The sequence below is a fragment of the Tabrizicola sp. genome, from assembly GCF_041919135.1.
Taxonomy (GTDB): domain Bacteria; phylum Pseudomonadota; class Alphaproteobacteria; order Rhodobacterales; family Rhodobacteraceae; genus Tabrizicola.
The window spans coordinates 1-22480 of sequence record NZ_JAYRUJ010000020.1 but is presented as its reverse complement, the minus strand read 5'-3'; the positions used below and the strand labels follow the sequence as shown (position 1 = coordinate 22480).

At 68.4% G+C, this 22480-nt stretch carries 22 protein-coding genes and 1 pseudogene; 13 read left to right on the top strand and 10 right to left on the bottom strand.

Going from position 1 to position 22480, the window contains the following annotated elements; translation table 11 throughout:
- Positions 1 to 47: 47 nt before the first annotated feature.
- Genes ACE3UA_RS14105 through mnhG form a run of 6 tightly spaced genes read left to right on the top strand, consistent with a single transcriptional unit; the run spans position 48 to position 6015 of the window.
- The gene (locus tag ACE3UA_RS14105) at positions 48 to 2930 is read left to right on the top strand and encodes a monovalent cation/H+ antiporter subunit A (protein WP_374646172.1); all 2883 of its coding nucleotides are present in this window, start codon (positions 48 to 50) and stop codon (positions 2928 to 2930) included.
- Positions 2930 to 3274: a Na+/H+ antiporter subunit C gene (locus ACE3UA_RS14100; protein WP_374646170.1), complete on the top strand. Its 345-nt coding sequence runs from the start codon at positions 2930 to 2932 to the stop codon at positions 3272 to 3274. Before ACE3UA_RS14105 ends, ACE3UA_RS14100 begins: the two co-directional genes overlap by 1 nt.
- Complete coding sequence (locus ACE3UA_RS14095) at positions 3271 to 4899, top strand: monovalent cation/H+ antiporter subunit D (RefSeq protein ID WP_374646169.1); 1629 nt, start codon at positions 3271 to 3273, stop codon at positions 4897 to 4899. The genes ACE3UA_RS14100 and ACE3UA_RS14095 overlap by 4 nt, the downstream gene beginning before the upstream one ends.
- A complete protein-coding gene (locus ACE3UA_RS14090) occupies positions 4896 to 5378 on the top strand; it encodes a Na+/H+ antiporter subunit E (protein WP_374646167.1) in 483 nt (160 codons plus the stop codon). Before ACE3UA_RS14095 ends, ACE3UA_RS14090 begins: the two co-directional genes overlap by 4 nt.
- Positions 5375 to 5659, top strand: a complete 285-nt coding sequence (locus tag ACE3UA_RS14085; protein WP_374646165.1) for a K+/H+ antiporter subunit F — start codon at positions 5375 to 5377, stop codon at positions 5657 to 5659. Before ACE3UA_RS14090 ends, ACE3UA_RS14085 begins: the two co-directional genes overlap by 4 nt.
- Positions 5656 to 6015 (top strand): monovalent cation/H(+) antiporter subunit G, encoded by a 360-nt coding sequence (gene mnhG / locus ACE3UA_RS14080; RefSeq protein ID WP_374646163.1) that lies wholly within the window; start codon positions 5656 to 5658, stop codon positions 6013 to 6015. Before ACE3UA_RS14085 ends, mnhG begins: the two co-directional genes overlap by 4 nt.
- Here the strand turns inward: mnhG and ACE3UA_RS14075 are convergent.
- The 3 genes from ACE3UA_RS14075 to ACE3UA_RS14065 all read right to left on the bottom strand — a co-directional run bounded on the left by ACE3UA_RS14075 (position 6012) and on the right by ACE3UA_RS14065 (position 11622).
- Complete coding sequence (locus ACE3UA_RS14075) at positions 6012 to 8927, bottom strand: DNA translocase FtsK (RefSeq protein ID WP_374646161.1); 2916 nt, start codon at positions 8925 to 8927, stop codon at positions 6012 to 6014. The genes mnhG and ACE3UA_RS14075 overlap by 4 nt on opposite strands.
- Positions 8928 to 8934: 7 nt before the next feature.
- The gene (locus tag ACE3UA_RS14070; protein ID WP_374646159.1) at positions 8935 to 10125 is read right to left on the bottom strand and encodes an aminotransferase class I/II-fold pyridoxal phosphate-dependent enzyme; all 1191 of its coding nucleotides are present in this window, start codon (positions 10123 to 10125) and stop codon (positions 8935 to 8937) included.
- Positions 10126 to 10290: 165 nt separating this feature from the next.
- Positions 10291 to 11622, bottom strand: a complete 1332-nt coding sequence (locus tag ACE3UA_RS14065) for an amidase (RefSeq protein WP_374646157.1) — start codon at positions 11620 to 11622, stop codon at positions 10291 to 10293.
- A gap of 76 nt (positions 11623 to 11698) precedes the next feature.
- Between ACE3UA_RS14065 and ACE3UA_RS14060 the strand changes: the two genes are divergently transcribed.
- Entirely contained in the window at positions 11699 to 12928 is a 1230-nt protein-coding gene (locus ACE3UA_RS14060) for a UbiH/UbiF/VisC/COQ6 family ubiquinone biosynthesis hydroxylase (RefSeq protein WP_374646155.1), read from the top strand.
- A gap of 130 nt (positions 12929 to 13058) precedes the next feature.
- Here the strand turns inward: ACE3UA_RS14060 and ACE3UA_RS14055 are convergent, their stop codons facing one another.
- The 4 genes from ACE3UA_RS14055 to ACE3UA_RS14040 form a co-directional block, all read right to left on the bottom strand.
- On the bottom strand, positions 13059 to 13232 hold the full coding sequence (locus tag ACE3UA_RS14055; protein WP_374646153.1) for a Trm112 family protein: 174 nt from the start codon (positions 13230 to 13232) through the stop codon (positions 13059 to 13061).
- Positions 13229 to 13885, bottom strand: coding sequence for an LON peptidase substrate-binding domain-containing protein (locus ACE3UA_RS14050; protein ID WP_374646255.1), 657 nt, complete (start codon positions 13883 to 13885; stop codon positions 13229 to 13231). The genes ACE3UA_RS14055 and ACE3UA_RS14050 overlap by 4 nt, the downstream gene beginning before the upstream one ends.
- Before the next feature lie 27 nt (positions 13886 to 13912).
- The gene (trxA, locus tag ACE3UA_RS14045) at positions 13913 to 14815 is read right to left on the bottom strand and encodes a thioredoxin (RefSeq protein WP_374646151.1); all 903 of its coding nucleotides are present in this window, start codon (positions 14813 to 14815) and stop codon (positions 13913 to 13915) included.
- Between the two features lie 63 nt (positions 14816 to 14878).
- A complete protein-coding gene (locus tag ACE3UA_RS14040) occupies positions 14879 to 15442 on the bottom strand; it encodes a DNA-3-methyladenine glycosylase I (RefSeq protein ID WP_374646149.1) in 564 nt (187 codons plus the stop codon).
- 86 nt (positions 15443 to 15528) lie between these two features.
- Here ACE3UA_RS14040 and ACE3UA_RS14035 point away from each other — a divergent pair, with 86 nt between their 5' ends.
- From ACE3UA_RS14035 to ACE3UA_RS14020, 4 genes are all read left to right on the top strand, one after another.
- Positions 15529 to 16392, top strand: coding sequence for an EAL domain-containing protein (locus ACE3UA_RS14035; protein WP_374646147.1), 864 nt, complete (start codon positions 15529 to 15531; stop codon positions 16390 to 16392).
- A gap of 116 nt (positions 16393 to 16508) precedes the next feature.
- Positions 16509 to 17684, top strand: a complete 1176-nt coding sequence (locus ACE3UA_RS14030) for an acetyl-CoA C-acetyltransferase (RefSeq protein WP_374646145.1) — start codon at positions 16509 to 16511, stop codon at positions 17682 to 17684.
- A gap of 135 nt (positions 17685 to 17819) precedes the next feature.
- Complete coding sequence (gene phbB, locus ACE3UA_RS14025) at positions 17820 to 18545, top strand: acetoacetyl-CoA reductase (RefSeq protein WP_374646143.1); 726 nt, start codon at positions 17820 to 17822, stop codon at positions 18543 to 18545.
- 125 nt (positions 18546 to 18670) lie between these two features.
- Positions 18671 to 19531, top strand: a complete 861-nt coding sequence (locus ACE3UA_RS14020; protein ID WP_374646141.1) for a DMT family transporter — start codon at positions 18671 to 18673, stop codon at positions 19529 to 19531.
- On the opposite strand, the gene ACE3UA_RS14015 is transcribed toward ACE3UA_RS14020, so the two are convergent.
- The 3 genes from ACE3UA_RS14015 to ACE3UA_RS14005 all read right to left on the bottom strand — a co-directional run bounded on the left by ACE3UA_RS14015 (position 19521) and on the right by ACE3UA_RS14005 (position 20755).
- Positions 19521 to 19685: a YdcH family protein gene (locus ACE3UA_RS14015; RefSeq protein ID WP_197646864.1), complete on the bottom strand. Its 165-nt coding sequence runs from the start codon at positions 19683 to 19685 to the stop codon at positions 19521 to 19523. The genes ACE3UA_RS14020 and ACE3UA_RS14015 overlap by 11 nt on opposite strands.
- 99 nt (positions 19686 to 19784) lie before the next feature.
- Positions 19785 to 20543 carry a tRNA1(Val) (adenine(37)-N6)-methyltransferase gene (locus ACE3UA_RS14010; RefSeq protein ID WP_374646139.1) on the bottom strand — a complete coding sequence of 253 codons (759 nt, stop codon included), beginning with the start codon at positions 20541 to 20543 and terminating at the stop codon, positions 19785 to 19787.
- Positions 20543 to 20755, bottom strand: a complete 213-nt coding sequence (locus tag ACE3UA_RS14005; protein ID WP_374646136.1) for a DUF2007 domain-containing protein — start codon at positions 20753 to 20755, stop codon at positions 20543 to 20545. The genes ACE3UA_RS14010 and ACE3UA_RS14005 overlap by 1 nt, the downstream gene beginning before the upstream one ends.
- A gap of 51 nt (positions 20756 to 20806) precedes the next feature.
- Between ACE3UA_RS14005 and ACE3UA_RS14000 the strand changes: the two genes are divergently transcribed.
- Both ACE3UA_RS14000 and ACE3UA_RS13995 read left to right on the top strand, forming a co-directional pair.
- On the top strand, positions 20807 to 21814 hold the full coding sequence (locus ACE3UA_RS14000; protein ID WP_374646134.1) for a polyprenyl synthetase family protein: 1008 nt from the start codon (positions 20807 to 20809) through the stop codon (positions 21812 to 21814).
- A 434-nt stretch (positions 21815 to 22248) separates the two neighbouring features.
- A pseudogene (locus ACE3UA_RS13995) lies at positions 22249 to 22480 on the top strand (serine/threonine-protein phosphatase); the annotation flags it as partial.

Below are 22480 nucleotides of genomic sequence, written 5' to 3'. Positions count from 1 at the left end.
TGCGTGCGTCGGCGGCGGCAATCCGGCGAGAGGGACGACATCGGGGCATGATGGAAGGAAACCTGCTTCTGATCCTCGCCGGCCTGCCTTTTCTGGCGGCCGCCGTGGCAAGCACGGTTTCCTCGCGGGCGCACAGCGCCGCGGCCTGGTCCTCGGGGCTGATCCTGGCGGCAGGGTTGGCGATCCTGGTCGTCCTGCGCGGCTCGCTTCAGAACGGCGAGATCCTGCGGACCACGCTGCGCTGGGTGCCGTCGCTGGGGCTGGACCTGGCCTTCCGCATGGACGCCTTCGTCTGGCTTTTCGTGACGCTGGTCTATGGCATCGCGATCCTGGTGCTGATCTACGCGCGCTACTACCTGTCGCCTTCCGACCCGGTGCCGCGCTTCCATGGCGTGCTGATGGTCTTTACCGGCGCGATGGTCGGCATGCTCATCTCGGGCAACATCCTGATGCTCGTGGTGTTCTGGGAACTGACCTCGCTGGTCTCCTTCCTGCTGATCGGCTACTGGCACCAGGGTCAGGCCGCGCGGGACGGGGCGCGGATGGCGCTGATCGTGACCGGGATCGGCGGGATGGCCCTGCTGCTGGCCATGCTGATCCTGGGGCAGATCGCGGGCAGCTACGACCTTGACCGGGTGCTGGCCGCGGGCGAGGTGGTGCGGGCGCATCCGCTGTATCCGCTGGTGCTGGTCCTGTTCCTGCTGGGCTGCTTCACCAAGTCGGCGCAGATGCCCTTCCACTTCTGGCTGCCGGGTGCGATGGCCGCGCCCACGCCGGTCTCGGCCTTCCTGCATTCGGCGACCATGGTGAAGGCCGGGGTGTTCCTGCTGATCCGCTTCTCCCCGGTTCTGGGAGAGACGCAACTGTGGTTCTTCCTGGTCACGGGGACCGGGATGGCGACGCTGGTGCTCGGCTCGCTCATCGCGCTGTTCCGGCACGACCTCAAGGGTCTCCTGGCCTATTCCACGATCAGCCACCTGGGCCTGATCACCGCGCTGGCCGGGATCGGCAGCAACGGCGCGATCCTGGCGGCGATCTTCCACATCGTGAACCATGCCGTGTTCAAGGCCAGCCTGTTCATGGCCGCCGGGATCATCGACCACGAGAGCGGCACGCGCGACATGCGGCGGCTGAGCGGGCTGATGCGGCTGATGCCGAAGACGGGAAGCCTGGCGATCGTTGCCTCGGCCGCGATGGCGGGGGTGCCGCTTCTGAACGGCTTCATCTCGAAGGAGATGTTCTTCGCCGAGGCCGCCGACTGGCACAACGGCACCTGGCTGGACAACTCGCTGCCGTGGTTCGCGACGCTGGCGGGGATCTTCGCGGTCGCCTATTCGCTGCGCTTCATCACCAGCGTCTTCTTCGGCCCGCCCCCGGTCGATCTGCCGAAAACCCCGCACGAGCCCCCCGCCTGGATGCGGCGGCCGGTGGAATTTCTGGTGCTGGCCTGCCTGGTGATCGGGATGCTGCCCGGCCTGACGCTGGGTCCGGTCCTGAACCAGGCAGCGCGGGCGGTCCTTGGGCGGAACCTGCCCTACAAGGACATCGCGATCTGGCACGGGTTCAACCTGCCCTTGGTGATGAGCCTGGTGGCCCTGGCCGGAGGGGTGGTTCTGGTCGCGCTGTTCGGCGCGCGGATCGCCGAGGGACCAGAAGGACCGCCGCTTTTGCACCGCCTGCGGGCGCAACGGTTGTTCGAGAGGGTGCTGCTGGTCACGACCTGGCGCGCACCGCGTTTCCTGCACGACATCTTCGGAACCGAGCGCCTGCAACCGCAGCTCCGCCTCGCGGTGCTGGCCGCCGTCGCGGCGGCGGCGGTGGCCCTGTGGGGAAGCCTCGCACCCTCGTCTCAGCCGCTGGGCAATCCGCTGGATCCGGCCTTCGCCGCGATGTGGCTGGCCGGCGGCGCCTGCGCCGTGGGATCGGCCTGGATGGCCAAGTATCACCGTTTCGCCGCGCTGATCCTGCTCGGCGGCGCCGGGCTGGTCACCTGCCTCACCTTCGCCTGGCTTTCGGCGCCCGATCTTGCCGTGACGCAGCTCCTGGTCGAGGTGGTGACGACCGTCCTTCTGGTGCTGGGCCTGCGCTGGCTGCCGAAACGGCGCGAGGAGATCCCGGGCGACCGTCTGGCCGCGGCCCATCTGCGCCGGTTCCGCGATCTGGTGATCGCGCTGGTCGGCGGGGCCGGGCTGGCGGCGGTCTCCTATGTGCTGCTGACCTGGCCCCTGGTTCCGAATGTCGGCGACTGGTTCCTGCGCAATGCCTACAAGGAAGGCGGCGGCACCAATGTGGTCAATGTGATCCTGGTGGATTTCCGCGCCTTCGACACCTTCGGCGAGATCACGGTTCTGGCCATCGTCGCGATCACCGTCTACGTCCTTCTGCGCCGCTTCCGCCCCGCGCAGGAAAGCCTCGACTCGTTCAAGACCGCCAGCCCCGAGGAAGCCGCGCAGCTTGCCGATGCGCTTCTGGTGCCGGCGGTCATCATGCGCTGGATGTTCCCCGTGCTGATGCTGGTCGCGGCCTATCTGTTCATCCGCGGCCATGACCTGCCGGGTGGCGGGTTCTCGGCCGGGGTCACGCTGTCGATCGCCTTCCTGCTGCAGTATCTGGCGCATGATGTCCGCTGGGTCGAGACCCGGCTGACCGTGCTGCCGATCCGCTGGATGGGAGTGGGCCTGCTGATCGCCGGGCTGACCGGGCTGGGGGCGCTGATCTTCGGCTATCCCTTCCTGACCGCCCATTCGCGCTATGTCACCCTGCCGCTGATCGGAGAGATCCCGGCCGCCACGGCGCTGATCTTCGACACCGGGGTCTTTGCGCTTGTGGTCGGCGCCACGGTCCTGATGCTGATCGCCATCGCGCACCAGTCGCTGCGCATCGCCCGCCTGCGCGAGCGCGAACAGGCCGCCGAACGGGAGGCCGCGTGATGGAGATCGTGCTGTCCCTCGCCATCGGCGTCCTTGCCGCCTCGGGCATCTGGCTGATCCTGCGGCCGCGGACCTTCCAGGTCATCGTCGGGCTTTGCCTGCTGTCCTATGCGGTCAACCTGTTCATCTTCTCGATGGGGCGGCTGACCATGGCCGCCGCGCCGGTGATGCCGCGCGGCGGCTTCGTCGATCCGACCGCCTATGCCGATCCGGTGCCGCAGGCGCTGGTGCTGACCGCCATCGTGATCAGCTTCGCCACCACGGCGCTGTTCCTCGTGGTCATCATCGCCTCGCGCGGGGTGACGGGGACCGACCACGTCGACGGACAGGACCGCGAGCCATGAGTCTTTCGCCTGAACATCTGATCATCGCGCCGATCCTGATCCCGTTCTTCGCCGGGGCGCTGATGCTGGTCTATGACGAGCGGCAGCGGCGCACCAAGCTGGTCATCGGCCTGATCGCCGTCACGGCGATGCTGCTCAGCGCGGCCGAGCTTCTGGTCCGGTCCAAGGGCAGCGAGCTGACCGGCGGCAACGACATCGGCTTCTACCTGCTCGGCGACTGGTCCGCCCCCTTCGGCATCGTACTGGTGATCGACCGGCTGTCGGCGATGATGCTGGTGCTGACCGCGCTCCTCGCCCTGCCGGCGCTGATCTATTCGGCCGCCGGCTGGCACCGGCAGGGGCAACACTTCCACAGCATGTTCCAGTTCCTGCTGATGGGCCTGAACGGAGCCTTCCTGACCGGCGACCTGTTCAACCTCTTCGTCTTCTTCGAGGTCCTGCTGGCGGCCTCCTACGGCCTGCTGCTGCATGGCGGGGGTCAGCTGCGGATCCGGGCCGGGCTGCATTACATCGCCGTCAACCTGACCGGCTCGCTCATGTTCCTGATCGGGGTCAGCCTGGTCTATGGCGCGACCGGCACGCTCAGCATGGCGCATCTGTCGACCCTGGTCTGGGGGCTGGAGGAACAGCCGCGCGCGCTTTTGCAGGCGGGGGCGGGGATCATGGCGGTTGCCTTCCTGATCAAGGCCGGGATCTGGCCGCTGTCCTTCTGGCTGTCCACCGCCTACATGGCCAGCGTCGCGCCGGTGGCCGCCATGTTCGCGATCATGACCAAGGTGGGCGTCTATGTCTTGATCCGCCTCTCCTTCCTGGTCTTCGGCGCGGCGGCGGGGGTGTCGGCGGGCCATGGCGCGCTGGTGCTGATCACCGGGGGCCTGGCGACGGTGGCCTATGGCTTCCTCGGCGTCCTCGCCTCGCAAAGCCTGGGGCGGATGGCGGCGCATCTGGTGCTGGTGTCCTCGGGCACGGTGCTCGCCTCGGCCGGTTTCGTGCTGGAGGGGGCGGGGACCGGCATCCTGGCGGGGGCGCTGTTCTATCTGCTCAGCTCTACCCTGGCGACGGCGGCGCTGTTCCTGCTGATCGAGCCGATGAGCCGCGAGGAAGGCGGGATCGCCGCCCTTCTGGCGCTGACCGCCGATGCCTATGGCCTGGACGAGCGTGAGGAACAGCCCGAGGTCGGCCTGGCCGTGCCCGGAACGCTGGCGGTGCTGGGCCTGTCGTTCAGCGTCTGCGCCCTGGCCCTGACCGGCCTGCCGCCGCTGTCGGGATTCATCGGCAAGCTGGGGATGCTGCGCGGCATCCTCGCGGCCGAACTGCCGGTCCCGGCCCTGGGCTGGGCCTTCGTCGCGCTGGTGATCCTGTCGGGCCTGGCCACGCTGATCGGCCTCGTCCGCATCGGCATCCAGACCTTCTGGGCCACGGATTCCGAACCGCCTCGCGTGCTGGCGCTGGAAATCGCGCCGGTCCTGGTGCTGGTGAGCCTGCTTTTCGTCCTGACCCTCAAGGCCGAGGTCACGATGCGCTATATGCAGCAGACAGCGCGGGCGATCATCTCGCCCACGATCTATGCCGAGGGCGTCCTGGGCGCCCCGCGTGCGGCCGACGGGCGGGAGAGCAGGCCATGAGCCGCATCCTGCCGCATCCCCTGCTGACCCTGGCCCTGATCCTGATGTGGCTGGTTCTTACCCGGGCCTCGCTGGGCCATCTGGTCCTTGGCACCGCCGTCGGCATCGGCGCGGGGTTGGTCTATGCGCGGCTGGAAACCGGGCCGACCCGCCTGCGCTCGGTCACGGCGCTGGTCCGGCTGGCAGGCGTGGTGGCGCTGGACATCGTCCGCTCCAACGCGGCCGTGGCGGTGCTGATCGTCTCCAGCCGCCGCCATCGCAAATCCGGCTTCGTCGAGATTCCGCTTCGGCTGCAGGATCCCGTGGGGCTGGCGCTGCTGGCGATGATCATCACCGGGACCCCCGGCACCGCCTGGCTGGAGCATGACCGGGCCACCGGCGTCCTTCTGCTGCATGTCTTCGACCTGAAGGATCCCGAGGAATGGCGGCACCTGATCCGCACCCGATATGAGGCCCTGCTGCTGGAGGCTTTCGCATGACCACCGCCGCCCTGCTTCTTGCCGCGCTGACCTTCGCCCAGCTCGCCCTGGCGCTGGCCGCCTGCCTTGCCGCCGTGCGCATCCTGATCGGTCCGCGCGCGCAGGACCGGGTGCTGGCGCTGGACGCGCTTTATGTCTCGGTCATGCTGCTGTTCGTGACCACAGGCCTGCGGCTTGGCTCGATCTTCCTGTTCGAGGCCGCGCTGGTGATCGCGGTGACCAGCTTCGTGTCCAATGTGGCGCTGGCCAAGTTCCTGATGCGCGGCGAGGTGATCGAATGACCGGGCTGGACCCGCTTCCGCTCTGGCTTGCGGTGCCGGTGGCGCTGTTCCTGGTCCTCGGCAGCACGCTGACGCTTCTGGGCACCCTCGGCCTCGTCCGGCTGCGCAGCTTCTACGACCGTATCCATGCCCCGACGCTGGGCACCAGCTGGGGCGCGGCGGCGATCCTGATCGCCTCGCTCCTCTCCTGGTCCTGGCTGCAGGACCGCGCGGTGGTGCATGAGGTGGTGATCGGCGTCTTCCTCCTGATCACCACGCCCGTCACCATGATGCTGCTCGGCCGCACCGCCCTGGTCCGTGACCGGGCCAAGGGCAATCCGGACGTGCCACCCCCGGCCGGAAGCGGCAGCGACTAGCGTTCCTCGACCAGGATCTCGCGCTTGCCGACATGGTTGGCGCGGGTGACGACGCCTTCCTCCTCCATCTGCTCGACCAGGCGGGCGGCCTTGTTGTAGCCGATCCCCAGTTTCCGCTGGATGTAGGAGGTGGAGCACTTGCGGTCCTTGGCCACGATGGCGACGGCCTGATCGTAAAGCGTATCGTCGCCTTCCGAATTCAGGCCCAAGACCATGTCGATCTCGTTGTCGCGCTCGTCATCCACGCTTTCGACCACGCCCGACATATAGACCGGCGGGCCGAAGCTCTTCAGGTGGTTGACGATCTCCTCCACTTCCTCGTCGCTGACGAAAGGCCCGTGGATACGGGTGATCTTCGCCCCGTTGCCCATGTAGAGCATGTCCCCGGCGCCGAGGAGCTGTTCCGCCCCCTGTTCGCCCAGGATGGTGCGGCTGTCGATCTTCGACGTCACCTGGAACGAAATCCGGGTCGGGAAGTTCGCCTTGATCGTGCCGGTGATCACGTCGACAGACGGCCGCTGCGTCGCCATGATCAGGTGGATGCCAGAGGCCCGCGCCATCTGGGCAAGGCGCTGGATGCAGGCCTCAATCTCTTTCCCCGCGACCATCATCAAGTCGGCCATCTCGTCGACGATGACGACGATATAGGGGAAGGGCTGCGGCGCGAATTCCTCGGTCTCGAACACCGGATCGCCGGTTTCCTCGTCAAAGCCGGTCTGGATCGTGCGCTTGAACATCTCGTTCTTCGACAGGGCCTCGCGGACGCGACCGTTGTAGCCCTCGATGTTCCGCACGCCCATCTTGGACATCTTGCGGTAACGCTCCTCCATCTCGCCCACGACCCATTTCAGGGCGACGACCGCCTTCTTCGGGTCGGTGACGACAGGAGAGAGGAGATGCGGGATGCCGTCGTAGACGGAAAGTTCCAGCATCTTCGGATCGATCATGATCAACCGGCATTCCTCGGGCGTCAGCTTGTAAAGCAGCGACAGGATCATCGTGTTGATCGCGACCGATTTTCCCGACCCCGTGGTCCCGGCGATCAGAAGGTGCGGCATCTTCGCAAGGTTCGCCACCACCGGCTCGCCGCCGATGTCCTTGCCAAGGGCCAGCGGCAGCCGCAGGTGGCTGTCGCCAAAGTCGCGGGCGGCGAGGATTTCGCGCAGCACCACCTTCTCTCGGTGCGCGTTCGGCAGTTCGATGCCGATCACGCTGCGGCCCGGCACGGTGGACACGCGGGCAGACAACGCCGACATCGACCGCGCGATGTCATCGGCCAGCCCGATCACCCGGCTGGCCTTCAGGCCCGGCGCAGGCTCCAGCTCGTACATCGTCACGACCGGGCCGGGGCGGACCGCCGTGATCTCGCCCTTGACGCCGTAATCGTCCAGCACCGATTCCAGCATCCGGGCATTTTCCTCCAGCGCCTCGTCCGACAGCTGGTTGCGGGCGATGCCGACCGGCGACGCCAGCAGCGACAGCGGCGGAAGCTCGTAGGCCTGGGCCTTTTCGTCAAAGCGCAGCGCGGGCTGGCTTTCCGCCATCGCCTGCCGCGAGGGGGCGGGCTTCTTCACCGCATGCTGCACCACCGCCTTGCGGTCGGGTGCAAAGGCCATCGGCCGGGCCGGGGGCGTGTCGTCGAAGGCATCCAGATCGTCCAGATCGTCGTCCAGCGCCTCGGCCCCATCGTTCCAGCCTGCGTCTTCCTGCGAGAACATGTTGACGGAAAGGTCGTCATCCTCCGCCTCGATCTCGGCCTGGAACGGCGGCGCGGACAGCGGCGGGGCGCTGCGCGGCAGCGGGCGGGTATCGGCGATCAGTGGCGTGGGCCCCTTCGGCCGCATCACCGGCGGCTCGATCCTTGCGGCGGGCGGCAGCGGCGGCGGCGCGGTGGGGAAATCCGGGCTGCGCTGGACGCGGGTGCGGATCACGTCGGAAATCCGCGCCTTGATCCGGTCCTCGCTCGGCATGGCCTCGTTCCAGGAAGGGGCCTCGGGCTCGATCAGTTCCGGCTCGGGCTCGGGGATCGCATTGCGGCGCAGGCGGGCCAGCAGGCCCAGCTTCGGCTGCGGCGCGGGCGCAGGCTCGGGCTGGCGCGGATCGGCGCGCAGCGTCGTCGCCCGCGCCTGGCTGGCGCGCAGCGGCTCGGGCGCCATGACCGGCGGCACGGCGTGGCGCAGGCCGGCCTCGCGCGCCGAGAGCGGCGCGGCCCGGTTGCGGGCGCGATCCTGCAGCGCCACCGCCCCGGTCAGCGCGCCGCGCGCGCCCGAACCAAGCGCCGTCGCCGCCGCGTTATAGCCCAGGATCGAGCCGAGGAGGAGGAAGCGCCCGATCGCCTGCAATTCGGCCCGGTCAAAGCCGGTGACATACAGCATGAAGGCGACAAGCCCGCCGAAGGTCAGCAGCGACAGAAGCTTCAGCCCGAAGCCCGCGCTGCCCGGCATGACCCCGATCAGCGAGCCCAGCACCGTATCGCCGAACAGGCCGCCCAGGCCGAAGGTATGGGTCCAGGTATCCCCCGGCACCAGCGTGGCGCAATGGACGGCGGCGAAGGCCACGGCGACGACGGCAAAGACCACCCGGCCCAGCGCCCGCTCGCCGCCCCGGTGCAGCATGAACCGGCCGCCCCAGACCGCGAAGATCACCGGGATCGCCCAGGCGCCCTTGCCGATCAGGATGGTCAGGGTCGAGGCGACGGCCGCCCCGAACCGGCCCAGCATGTTCTGCGCCGGCTCGTCGGTGGCGACCATCCAGCCCGGGTCCTCGGCCGAGTAGCTGCCCAGGATCAGGGTGAAGCCCAGCGCGACAAGGATCAGGACCAGCCCCATAAGCTCGCGCCCGCGGCGCTCCAGCATCGCCTGCGTGCCCTGGTCCAGAAGCGGATCGCGCTGCCGTGCCTGAAAGGATGCCATTGGTCCCTCACCCATAGATGCAGTCGCGAAGCATGGTCAGCCCGCGCTGCGTTTCTTCTGGCGTGGCGACCAGCGCCACGCGGATGTAGCCCGCGCCGGGGTTGTCCGTTCCGTTCGGGCCCCCGACATCGCGCGAGAGATAGGCGCCGGGCAGCACCCGCACCCCCGTCTCGCGCCAGAGTTTCAGCGCCGCCGCCTCGCCATCCTCGACCGGCAGCCAGAGGAAGAAACCGCCGTCCGGGGCCTTGTAGCCCTGGACGCCCGCAAAGATCCGGTCGGCGTCGGCGAATTTGGCCTGATAAAGCGCCCGGCTGGCGGCGACATGGCCCTCGTCGGCCCAGGCGGCCTCGGCCACGCGCTGTAGCGGCAGGGGCAGCGGCGCCCCGGCGAAGGAGCGAAGCTGGCGGATGCGCTTCATGCTCTCGGGCCCCGCAGCCACAAAGCCTGACCGCAGGCCCGGCAGATTCGACCGCTTGGACAGCGAATGGAACACCGCCACGCGCTCGGGATCGGCACCCTGCGCGGCGGCCACCTGCAACAGGCCCGGCGGCGGGGCCTTGCGCCAGATCTCGGAATAGCACTCGTCGGCCAGCACGGTGAAATCGTGCTTTTCGGCCAGGGCAAGCAGATCGGCCAGATAATCGGCCGAGGCGACCGCGCCCTGCGGATTGGCCGGCGAGCAGATATCGGCCAGCGCCACCCGGTCCAGCACCTCGGGCGGCAGGCTGCCGTAATCGGGCAGAAAGCCGGTGGCCGCCGTGGCGGGGACATAGACGGGTTCCGCCCCCACGGCCAGCGCCGCCACGGCATAGACCTGGTAGAACGGGTTCGGCATCAGCACCACCGGCCGCTTGCCACCCTTGGTCTCGGGGCAAAGGGCGATGCAGGCGTTGAACAGGCCTTCGCGCGTGCCGTTCAGCACCATCAGGCGGTCGTCCGGAACGGTGACGCCATAGCGGCGGTCGATCCAGGCGGAAATGGCGGCCAGAAGCTCGGGGGTGCCGTCGTTTGGCGGGTAGACGCCGAAGCCCGACAGGTTCGCGGCAAGGATCGGCCCGACGAACTCCGGCATCGCGTGGCGCGGCTCGCCGATGGTCATGGCGATGGGTTCGCCGCCGGGGGCGTGCGCGTCCAGAAGTTTCCGCAGACGCGGAAACGCATAATCCGGCAGGTTCGAAAACCGCTCAGGAAAAGCCATTGCTGCCTCAAGTCAGGGGTCTGATCGCCCCAATTGTGGCAAGGATAGCGGGGCGCAGGCGCGAGGTCCAGAAAAACCCTTCGCAGTGAGAGGCTTGAGGTTCGCAGTTGTGGCTTTTGCGCGCGGTGTCCCGGGCCTGAAAATTTTCGACGAAGATTTTCAGGCTTACCGCAGCGCGCGTTCCGCCGCCGATCCCAGCCGCAAGAGCCGCGCCTCCTGGCCCGGACCGGCCATCAGGCTGATCCCGCAGGACGGCTGCGAGGTCGGCAGGGTCAGGGCGCAGGCCCCCATCAGGTTGCCGATCCGGGTGTTGCGCAGCGCCAGGAGGTTCTCGGTCACATAATAGGCGTCGTCGGTCATCAGCCGGTCCACCTCGGGCGGCAGGATCGGCGAGGTCGGCAGCAGCACCGCATCGAACGCCGCCGTGCGCGCGGCCCAGGTCTCGCGGATCCGGGCCAGCCGCCGCCACCCGGCCACGAAATCGGTGGCGGCAACCGTGGCGCCCGAGCGGAACCGCTCCAGGATGCGGGGGAACATCTTCTCCGGCGCGGCCTCGATCGTCTCGCGCCAGATGCCATAGGCCTCGGCGGTGAACAGGATCCCGGCAAGGGACAGGGCCTCGGCCGCCTCCGGCGCCTGGATGCGGGTGATCGTCGCCCCGTCCCGGGCCAGGCGGGCGACGGCATCCTCGAAACCACTTGCCGGGCGGTCGCGCAGATCGTCCAGCGCCACGGTTTCCAGCACTGCCAGCCGGGCGCCGGCAAGGCTCGCGCCGGTCAGGTCGGCCGCGCGGGCGCCGCTGAGCGCGGCAAGAAGCTGGGCGCAATCCTCGACCGTGCGCGCCAGCGGGCCGATCGTGTCGAAGCCTTCGCACAACGGCACCGTGCCCGCCATCGGCAGGCTGCCATGCGTCGTCTTCAGCCCCACCAGATCATTCCAGGCCGCCGGGATCCGCACCGAACCGCCGGTGTCCGAGCCGATCGCCGCCGGAGCCAGTCCGAAAGCTACCGAGGCCGCCGCGCCCGAGGACGATCCGCCGGGAACCGCGCGCTCATCGTTCAGGCAGGGCGGCGTCCCCGTCACCGGGTTGAGGCCAAGGCCCGAGAAGGCCAGTTCCGACATATGCGTCTTGCCCAGGCACACCAGCCCCTGCAGCGTCGCGGTCTCCAGCACCGCCGCATCCCGGGCGGGGGTGCGGTGCTTCAGCAGGGCCGATCCGGATTCGGTCGCCACGCCGGCGGTGTCGAACAGGTCCTTCCAGCTGACCGGCACCCCGTCGAGAAGCCCCCGCCGCATCCCCGTCTTGGCCCGGCTCGCCGCGGCCATGGCCTCTGCCCGCGCGCGGGCCGGGGTGCTGCGGGCGTAGATCCGGGACGCCAGGGGGTGACCTTCGATCGCGTCCAGGAACGCCTCGGTCAGTTCGACCGGATGGATCCGGCCCTTGTCGATCTCGCGTCCAAGGTCGGATGCGGTCATGTTCGCCCAGGTTCCGGTCATGGCTCTCCCCATTTTCGGCGAAGGTAGCGGCTTGCAGACGCATGGACAATCGGGCCGTGCGGGATATGTAGGGGGCATGAACCGGGACACCGACATCCTGATCGCGGGCGGGGGGCTGAACGGCCCCGCCCTTGCCCTGGCCCTGGCGCAGGGAGGGTTCCGCGTCACGGTCGTCGACGCGCGCCCGGCACCGGACCGGGCCGAGGCGGGCTTCGACGGGCGGGCCTATGCGCTGGCCATCGCCTCGGTGCGGCTGCTGAAGGCGATCGGGGTCTGGGGGGCGGTGGCCGACAAGGCGCAGCCGATCCTGCAGATCAAGGCCAGCGACGGCCGCGCGGGCGAAGGCGCGGCGCCGTTCTTCCTGCAGTTCGACGCGGCCGAGATCGAGGAAGGCCCGATGGGCCACATGCTCGAGGATCGCTTCCTCTATGCCGCCTTCCTGTCCGCCATGCGAGAAACGCCGGGCATCACGCTGCTTTCGGGCGAGACGGTGGTGGGGCAGGAGGTCTCGGCCTCGGGCGTGGCGGTGACGCTGGCCTCGGGGCGCAGGCTGGTGGCGGGGCTGCTGGTCGGCTGCGACGGACGCGGCTCGGGCGTGGCGGCGCGGGCGGGGATCAGGCGGATCGGCTGGGGCTACGGCCAGACCGCGCTGGTCACGGCGATCCGGCACGAGAAGGACCACCAAGGGGTCGCGCAGCAGTTCTTCATGCCCTCGGGCCCGCTGGCGATCCTGCCGCTGAAGGGCGGGCACCACTCCAGCATCGTCTGGAGCGAGACCGACGAGGTCGCGCAGGCGATCCAGGCCCTGCCGGATGCCGGGTATCTGGAGGCCCTGCGGCCCCGGTTCGGGGACTTCCTGGGCGAGATCAGCCTGGCCGGGACACGGTTCACCTACCCGCTCTCGCTGTCGCTGGCCGAGCGGTTCGTGGCGGACCGGGTCGCGCTGGTGGGGGACGCGGCGCATGGGGTGCATCCGATCGCGGGGCAGGGGCTGAACCTGGGGCTGCGCGACGTGGCGGCGCTGGCCGAGGTGCTGATCCTGGCCAGGCGGCGGGGGGAGGATGTGGGCTCTCCGGTCGCGCTGGAGGAATACCAGCGCTGGCGGCGGTTCGACGCGACGGCGCTGGCGCTGGGGATGGATGCGGTGAACCGGGTCTTTTCCAGCGACAACCCGGTCCTCCGGCTGGGGCGCGACCTGGGGATGGGTCTCGTCTCGGCCCTGCCGGGGCTGCGGCGGGGGTTCATCCGGCAGGCGGCGGGGCTGACGGGGGAACTGCCGAAACTTCTGGCGGGCAGGCCGATCTGAAGGCTGTCCACAGTGGACAGGCAGCATTCCGCACGGGATTTCAACGGGTTGGCTGTCGGCGTTAGGGGTTTGGCAACCATGCCGGCCTGCGGGATGGCGCGCTGTGGCGCATCCTGGGATCTCGCAGCCGCTACAGTTCGCGCGCCTCGCCGACCAGCATCACCGGGATGCCGTCGCGGATCGGAAAGGCGAGATGGGCGGCCTTGGAGATCAGCTCCTGCTTCTCGGCGTCATAGGTCAGGATCGCATGGGTCACCGGGCAGACCAGCGCCTCGAGCATCCGGCGATCGGCGGGTTCGGTCATTGCAGGATCTCCTCATCCGAGCCGCCGCGCAGGGCGAACTCGATCAGGGTCACGATGGTCTCGCGCCTTGTGGCGAGGGTCGGGGCTTCAAGCAGGGCCTGCTTGTCCTCGGGCGAGAAGGGGCAGAGCATGGAGAGCGAGTTGATCAGAAGCTCTACCTCGGCCTCCTTCAGGCTGTCCCAGTCGGTCGAGAGGTTCATCTTGACGAAATAGCGGCCGAGAAGCGCCATGAACTCGCCCCGGCGGAAGCCGGGGTCCTCCTCGGCCGGGCCGAGGTCGCGGGTGAAGGAGGTCCAGTCCACCAGGCAGCGGCGGTAGGGGGTGAAGCCCTGCACCTCATCCCGCAGGCGAAAGCGCGAGATGCCGGAAAGGGTGATCATGTAGCGCCCGTCCTCGGTTTCGGAAAAGCCGGTGATACGTCCGGCGCAGCCGATGGCCTGCAGGAGCGTCTCGCCCTCGCGCCTTTCCGAGGCCGGGGCCTCGCGCGGCTGGATCATGCCGATCAGCCGGTGCGGGGTCTTCAGGCAGTCCTCGATCATCGCAAGATAGCGCGGCTCGAAAATGTGCAGTGGCAGGCGGGCCCTGGGCAGCATGAGGGCTCCGGGCAGGGGGAAGACCGGAATCACCTCCGGCAGGTCTGACGCGCTGAACATGGGCAGGGACATAGCCCGCTGCCCGCCTCAGGCAAATATCATCGACGAGAGGCGGCGGCGGCCGGCAAGGACGATCGGATCCTGCGGCTTGAGCGCCTCGAAGATGGTGAAGAGCTGGGTCTTGGCCGCACCCTCGTTCCATTCGCGGTCACGGCGGAACAGTTCCAGCAATTCGTCGACGGCTTCCTTCTGGTTTCCGGCCGCCAGAAGCGCGGCGGCAAGGTCGAAGCGGGCCTGGTGGTCGTTCGGGTCCGCCTCGACGGCGGCGCGAAGCTCGGCCTCGGGGCCGGCATTGGCGGCCTGCCGGGCCAGTTCCAGCTGGGCGCGGGCGGCGTCCAGCTCCTTGGACTTCGCCACCGGAGCGGGAGCGGCGGCAATCAGCGCCTCGGCCTGGTCGAGATCGCCAAGGGCGAGATGGGCGCGGGCAAGACCGGCATAGGCGACGGCATTCTCCGGTTCCTCGCCCAGGATGGCGGCGAAGGTTTCGGCCGCGTCGGCGGCGGCGCCTTCGGTCAGCATGTCCTCGGCCGCCTGGATCGCCTCGGCCAGGCCGCCGTCCCCGGCAAGGGCGGAGACACGCTCGATGAAGGCCTTGAGTTCGGACGCGGGCACGGCGCCCTGGAAGCCGTCGACCGGCTGGCCCTGCCAGAAGGCATAGACGGTGGGGATGGACTGGATGCGCAGCTGCCCCGCGATGCGCTGGTTCTGGTCGACATCGACCTTGACCATGCGGACCTTGCCCTTGGCGGCGGTCACGGCGGATTCCAGCATCGGGCCGAGCGTCTTGCAGGGGCCGCACCAGGTGGCCCAGAAATCGACGATGACCGGAACCTCGCGGCTGGCCTCGATCACGTCGGCCATGAAGCTGGCTTCGGTTGCGTCCTTGATCAGGTTCGCGTCGGCTTGCGGTTTGTCGCCCATGCCCAGCATGCTGGCCCCCTTGCGGTTTGTCTGCCGGATATATGAGCCCTTGGCGCGGAAAGTCCAAGGGGTCTAGCGGGAGGGGCAGCCGGCCAGATGGTCGTTCACCAGGCCCGCCGCCTGCATGAAGGCATAGGTGATCGTGGGGCCGACGAAGGAGAAGCCCCGGGCCTTCAGCGCCTTCGACATCGCCTCGGATTGCGGGGTGCTTGCGGGGACCTGCGCCATGCTGGCGGGATGGTTGACGAGGGGGGCGCCGCCGACGAAGGACCACAGGAAGGGCGAGAAACCTTCGGCCGCCTCGATCTGCAGGAAGGCGCGGGCGGCGCGAAGCGTGGCCTCGATCTTGCCGCGATGGCGGATGATGCCGGGGTCCTGCAGCAGGCGGGCGACATCGGCCTCGTCCCAGGAGGCAAGGACCCCGGGCCGGAAGCCGTGGAAGGCGGCGCGGAAGGCCTCGCGCTTGCGCAGGACGGTGATCCAGGAAAGCCCGGCCTGGAAGCTTTCGAGACAGAGGAGTTCGAACAGGCGGTGCGGGTCGCGTTCGGGCCGACCCCATTCCCGGTCATGGTAGGCGACATAGAGCGGATCGGTGCCGCACCAGGGGCAACGTGTCGAATTGTCGGGATTTTCCATCGGTCCGGCCCTGGGATGTTAGCGAGGGGTTTACCGAAGCGGGTGCAGGCTGTCGATCAGGATCGGACTGCACCCGGGGGCTGCGCATGAGTTTCATGAAGGACGCGAAAGTGTCGAAGTTCGACCGCGACCCCGCGCTTGCCAATCCGCTGGCCGCCGCGATCGCCGCCGCCGACCGCGAGACGCTGAAGACCGTGGCGGGGGCATTGCGGGACCGTCGGATGCGGCTGGCCTGGCAGCCGGTGGTCTATGCCTCCGACCCGTCGGTGATCGGCTTCTTCGAGGGGTTCATCCGGCTTTTGAACCTGCGCGACCAGGTGATCCCGGCGCGGGACTTCATCGGCGCGGTGGAGCAGACCGAACTGGGCCGCGAGATCGACTGCGCCGCCCTGCAGATGGGGCTGATGTGCCTGCAGCGCAATCCGCAGATCCGGGTCTCGATCAACATGTCGGCGCGGTCGGTCGGCTATCAGCGCTGGGGGTCGATCCTGCGCAAGGCGCTGCGCGACAGCCCGAAGCTGGGCTACAACCTGATCCTCGAGATCAGCGCCGCCTCGGCGATGCAGGTGCCCGACGTGCTGCGCCCCTTCATGGCGGAGATGCGCAACCACGGCATCGTCTTCGCGCTGGACGATTTCGGGGCCGGCATGGTCTCGTTGCAGGTCCTGCATGAGCTGCGCTTCGAGATCGCGAAGATCGAGGGCAATCTGGTGCGCCACATCGACCGGCTGGAGACGAGCCAGGTCATCGTGCGGGCCGCGCTGGCGCTGGCGCGGGAGATGGGAATGTATGTCGTGGCCGAGGCGGTCGAGACCGAGGCCGAGGCGATGTGGCTGCGCGAGGCGGGGACGGGCTGCATGCAGGGCCATCTCTTCGGCGCACCCTCGGTCACGCCGGACTTCCGCGCCTTCCGGAACGGCCGGCCGAACCTGGGTCCGCTGGCGGAATGATAGGGAATCGCGCTGGTTGCGCCAACATTCTTGCGCTTGCGGCCGGTTCCGCTTAGGCCATGGGTGACGCGGCGAAAGCCCTCTCGGGTCGCCGGGCGCTAGAGAGAGGATCTGGAATGACCAATGTCGTAATCGTCGCCGCCGGCCGCACCGCCGTAGGCAGTTTCAACGGCTCGTTCGCGAACACTGCGGCCCATGACCTGGGCGCGGCGGTGATCGAGGCGGTCGTCGCCCGCGCCGGAATCGACAAGGCCGAGGTCGAGGAGACGATCCTGGGCCAGGTGCTGACCGCCGGCCAGGGCCAGAACCCGGCGCGGCAGGCGCATATCAAGGCCGGCCTGGCCAAGGAAGCCAGCGCCTGGTCGCTGAACCAGGTCTGCGGCTCGGGCCTGCGGGCGGTGGCGCTGGGGGCGCAGCACGTGCAGCTGGGCGACGCGCGGATCGTCGTCGCGGGCGGGCAGGAATCGATGTCGCTTTCCCCCCATGTCGCGCATCTGCGCGCGGGGCAGAAGATGGGCGACCTGAACTTCATCGATTCGATGATCAAGGACGGGCTCTGGGACGCGTTCAACGGCTATCACATGGGCCAGACGGCGGAAAACGTCGCGAACCAGTGGCAGATTTCCCGCGACATGCAGGACGAATTCGCGCTGGCCAGCCAGAACAAGGCCGAGGCCGCGCAGAAGGCCGGCAAGTTCAAGGATGAGATCGTCCCCTTCACCATCAAGACCCGCAAGGGCGACACGGTGGTGGATGCCGACGAATACATCCGCCACGGCGCGACGATGGAGGCGATGCAGAAGCTGCGTCCCGCCTTCGTCAAGGACGGCTCGGTCACCGCGGCGAATGCTTCGGGCATCAATGACGGCGCGGCGGCGGTCGTGCTGATGACCGAGGAAGAGGCAGCGAAGCGCGGGCTGAAACCGCTGGCGCGGATCGCATCCTACGCGACCGCGGGTCTCGACCCGTCGATCATGGGCGTCGGCCCGATCCATGCCAGCCGCAAGGCGCTGCAGAAGGCGGGCTGGAAGGTCGGCGACCTGGACCTGGTCGAGGCGAACGAGGCCTTCGCGGCCCAGGCCTGCGCGGTGAACAAGGACATGGGCTGGGATCCGTCGATCGTGAACGTCAACGGCGGCGCCATCGCCATCGGCCACCCGATCGGCGCCTCGGGCGCGCGGATCCTGAACACGCTTGTGTTCGAGATGGGCCGCTCGGGCGCGAAGAAGGGCCTTGCCACCCTGTGCATCGGCGGCGGCATGGGCGTTGCCATGTGCCTGGAGCGCGCCTGAGCCGCAAGCCCCGCTGCGCCGCAGCAGCGGATCGCAAAATGAAATCGGGCGCGCAATAATGTTGCGCGCCCGATTTCATTTCGGTAACAGGATTTCAATGGGATAGGTTGACTTACCTGGATGAGGAGAATCACGATGGTACGGGTTGCATTGGTCACGGGCGGGTCGCGCGGCATTGGCGCGGCGATCTCGGTCGCGTTGAAGGCGGCAGGCTACAAGGTCGCGGCGAACTATGCCGGCAACGACGAGGCAGCCGCAGCCTTCACCAAGGAGACCGGCATCCCGACCTACAAGTGGTCGGTCGCGGAATATGACGCCTGCAAGGAAGGCATCGCCAAGGTCGAGGCCGAGCTGGGCCCGGTCGACATCCTGGTGAACAACGCCGGGATCACCCGCGACGCGATGTTCCACAAGATGACCCCCACCCAGTGGAAGGAAGTGATCGACACCAACCTCTCGGGCCTGTTCAACATGACGCATCCGCTGTGGTCCGGGATGCGCGACCGCAAGTTCGGCCGGGTGATCTCGATCAGCTCGATCAACGGGCAGAAGGGCCAGGCGGGGCAGGCGAACTATTCGGCGGCCAAGGCCGGGGACCTCGGCTTTACCAAGGCGCTGGCTCAGGAGGGCGCGCGGGCCGGGATCACGGTCAACGCGATCTGCCCGGGCTATATCGCGACCGAGATGGTGAAGGCGATCGACGAGAAGGTCCTGAACGAGCGCATCATCCCGCTGATCCCGGTCGGCCGCCTGGGCGAGCCCGAGGAAATCGCGCGGATCGTGGTCTTCCTGGCCAGCGAGGACGCGGGGTTCATCACCGGCTCGACCATCAGCGCGAACGGCGGACAGTTCGTCGTCTGATCCCTCCTCGTTCGATCTCCTCGTCGGCGAGGAGTCATCGACAGGCATCGGGCCGTCCTGCGGGGCGGCCCTTTTCCTTGTGCGCCGGGGCGGCTATGCGGGGCGGACCGGAGCGGGAGGCTGGAATGGGCAAGGGACGGGCAACGGGGATCGGCTTCTCGGCAGTGCTGATGTGGTCGCTCTTGGCGCTGTTCACCATCGGCAGCGCCCCGGTGCCGCCCTTCCTGCTGAACGCGCTTTGCTTCGGCATCGGGGGAAGCATCGGCCTGATCTGGACGCTGCGGCAGGGATTCGGGGTGCTGCGGGGGGTGGGATGGAAGGTCTATGCCTTTGGCACGATGGGACTTTTCGGCTATCACTTCCTGTATTTCACCGCCTTCCGCCTGTCGCCCAGCGCCGAGACCGGGCTGATCGCCTATCTCTGGCCGCTGTTCATCGTGCTGCTCTCGGGCCTTCTGCCAGGCGAGCGCCTGCGGGCCGCGCATGTGACCGGCGCGCTGATCGCCTTTGCCGGCGCGGCGGTGATCGTGCTGGGACGCGAGGGGGCGGCAAGCTCGACCGCCGGGCTGGCGCTGGCGTTCCTTTGTGCGCTGGTCTGGGCGGGCTATTCCGTGCTGTCGCGACGGCTGGGCGATGTGCCGACCGAAAGCGTGACGGTCTTCTGCCTGGCCACGGCGGCGCTGTCGGTCGCGGCGCATCTGGCGCTGGAGGAGACGCTGTGGCCGGATGGCGCCCTGGGTTGGGGGGCCGTGCTGGCGCTGGGGATCGGGCCGGTCGGCGCGGCCTTCTTCACCTGGGATATCGGGATGAAAAGGGGCGACATCCAGCTTTTGGGGGTGGCGTCCTATGCGGCGCCGCTGCTGTCGACCCTGGCCCTGGTGGCGGCCGGGATCGCCCGGCCGACCTGGACCATCGCGCTTGCGGCCGTGCTGATCACGGCCGGTGCGGCGCTGGCGGCACGGGCCAGCGCCAGGATCAGGTGCTGAGCCGCTCGATCTCCTCCTTCAGGCGCAGCTTCTGCTTTTTCAGTTCGGCGATCTTCAGGGCATCCGTACTGGGGCTGCGCTGGGCCTGCTCGACCTCGGCCGAGAGGGTTTCGTGCTTCTTGCGCAGTTCCACCAGATGCGATGCGATCGTCATGGTCGTCCTCCTGTAAAGCTACCCATGGGACGAGTGCACCACGAAACGCGAGTCGTGTCATCACCTGTTACAGCCCCGTGACAGGATGATGCAGCGGGTTCAGCGAAAATGCGCGACAAGGTCGGCGCCTTCCCGCAGAACGGCGTTGGCCTCGGCGGTATAGCTCTCGCGGTCGCCGTCATGGGCCGGCCCGGCGTGGAGGACCAGCGGCGCGAGCAGGCGGAAGGCCGCCCGGCCGCCCTTGCGCGCACGCAACAGGATGCGCAGCGCCGGACGCCCCTGCCGCGCGGCCAGCGGCAGGACCGAGGCCGAGCCGAGCTTGGGGGCCATCGCGGCCAGCACCTCGGGTAGGCCATCGGCGCCGCAGATCAGCGTCAGCCAGCCGCCGGGACGCAGGCGGCGGGTGGCGGCGGCGATCCAGTCGGCCAGGGGCGTCTCGACCTGCATCGCCCGGGCCCGGTCCTGCCGGGGCGAGGGGCTGCCTCCGGGCGGGTAATAGGGCGGGTTGGCGATCACATGGTCGAAGTCGCGGCGCAGCGCGGCGGGCATCCGGGCCAGGTCGCCCTCATGGACCGCAAGCGCCAGGCCGTTGCGACCGGCGTTGCGGCGGGCAAGCTCGGCGTAATCCGGCTGCAGTTCCAGCCCCGCGAGGGCAAGGCCGGGCACCCGCCAGCCAAGGCAGAGCGCCGCCGCCCCGGCCCCGCAGCCAAGGTCGAGGACGCTTTCCCCCGGTTCCGCCGGGCAGGCCGCGGCCAGCAGCACGGGATCGGTCGCGGCGCGATAGCCTTTCAGCGGTTGCAACAGGCGCAACCGGCCGCAGAGGAACTTGTCGTCGGAAAGCTGGTCCTCGGCAAACATCAACGGGTCGGGATGTCGTTGTCGCGCAGGATGGCCACCGCGCGGAAATGGTCGCGCTCGGCCACCATGAGGCGCTGCGGCAGGATGCCCATGCTGCCGTCAAGGACGCTCATGTGGACGTCGAGCGGAAAGGTGGCTATACCCTCGCCACCAAGAAGATGCGTGGCGAAGGCGATCAGCGTGGGGTCGGTCGTCCGCAGAATTTCCTTCATGGCATGGAGTTAACCCCGCCTTCCGGCCGGGGGCAAGGCGGAAGGCGGGGGATGGACGGGGTGGCTGAGGCAAAGGTGAAGGCGCCGCATGACCGGCTGGCGGAATGGCTGGCCGAGGATATGGCGGCGGTCAATGCGCTGATCCGCGCGCGGATGGCCAGCAAGCACGCCCCCCGCATCCCCGAGGTCACCGCCCATCTGGTCGAGGCCGGGGGCAAGCGGCTGCGGCCGATGCTGACCCTGGCTGCGGCGCGGCTTCTGGGCTATCGGGGCAGCGACCACCAAAAGCTGGCCGCGACGGTGGAGTTCATCCATACCGCGACGCTCTTGCATGATGATGTGGTGGACGAAAGCCAGCGCCGGCGCGGGCGGCCGACGGCGAACCTGTTGTGGGACAACAAGTCCTCGGTCCTGGTGGGGGACTATCTTTTCGCCCGCAGTTTTCAGTTGATGGTCGAGACCGGCAGCCTGCGGGTGCTGGACATCCTGGCCAATGCCAGCGCGACGATCGCCGAGGGCGAGGTGCTGCAGCTGACGGCGGCGCAGGACCTGGCGACGGACGAGGCGATCTACCTGCAGGTCGTGCGCGGCAAGACGGCGGCACTTTTCTCGGCGGCGACTGAATCGGGCGCGGTTATCTCGGGCGCGACGGATCGTCAGATCAAGGCGCTTTACGATTACGGCGATGCGCTGGGGATCGCCTTCCAGATCGTCGACGACATTCTGGATTACGGCGGGCAGGATGCGGTGATCGGCAAGAACACCGGCGACGACTTCCGCGAGCGCAAGCTGACCCTGCCGGTGATCAAGGCCGTGGCGAAGGCCGATGCCGGGGAGCGCGCCTTCTGGATCCGTACGATCGAGAAGGGCGACCAGCGCGAGGGCGACCTGGAGCAGGCCATGGCGATCCTGGCCCGGCACGGCGCGATCGCGGCCGCCCGGGACGAGGCCCTTGCCTGGGCCGAGCGGGCACGGCAGTCCATGTCCGCGCTGCCCGATCACCCGCTACGGCAGATGCTGGACGATCTGGCCGGTTATGTCGTGGCGCGTGTGCTCTGACCGGGGCAAACCGTGAAATGACCGAATTGGGATCATTTTTTGGTCAAAGTCTAAGGGAATTTTAAACCAAGACGTTGTGGTATTGACTGGTGATCGTCGAACGATCTGCCCGGGACGAGGATGCACATAAGCATCCCGGGGCAGAGGCTGCAGAAACGGCACGGAAGTGGCCGGACCTGCGGCAGGCTGCAAACGACGAAGGTGAATGGTGCAAAAGCGGGTGGATCTCCGGCCGCGCCCGGAGAGGGAGTATTGAAGATGGACGTCCTTTACTGGCCGCGCCGCAGGCCAGGGGCGCGGCTGTATTTGCCGTGCCTTGGCAGCGGCACCGAATCGATCCGATCCTTCCCCCGGCCCCGGCAGGCCGCGCCCCATGGCGGCGCGACGCTGCTGCCGCGACTGGACGGCCTCCGGGGCCGGAGGAGACGGGCATGATATGGCGATCGCGTGAGCCGCGTTATGACGTCGCCTCGGGGATAAGCCAGGGCGCGCGCGACTATCAGGAGGATGCGATCACCGCCGATTTCCCGGTGGGGGCGGAGGCCGGTTTCGTGGTGCTGGCCGACGGGATGGGCGGCCATGCGGCGGGGGACGTGGCCAGCAAGATCGTGCTGACCGAGGTCTATTCCGAGCTGAAGTTCCATTTCGCCGATGTCGAGGCCTTCG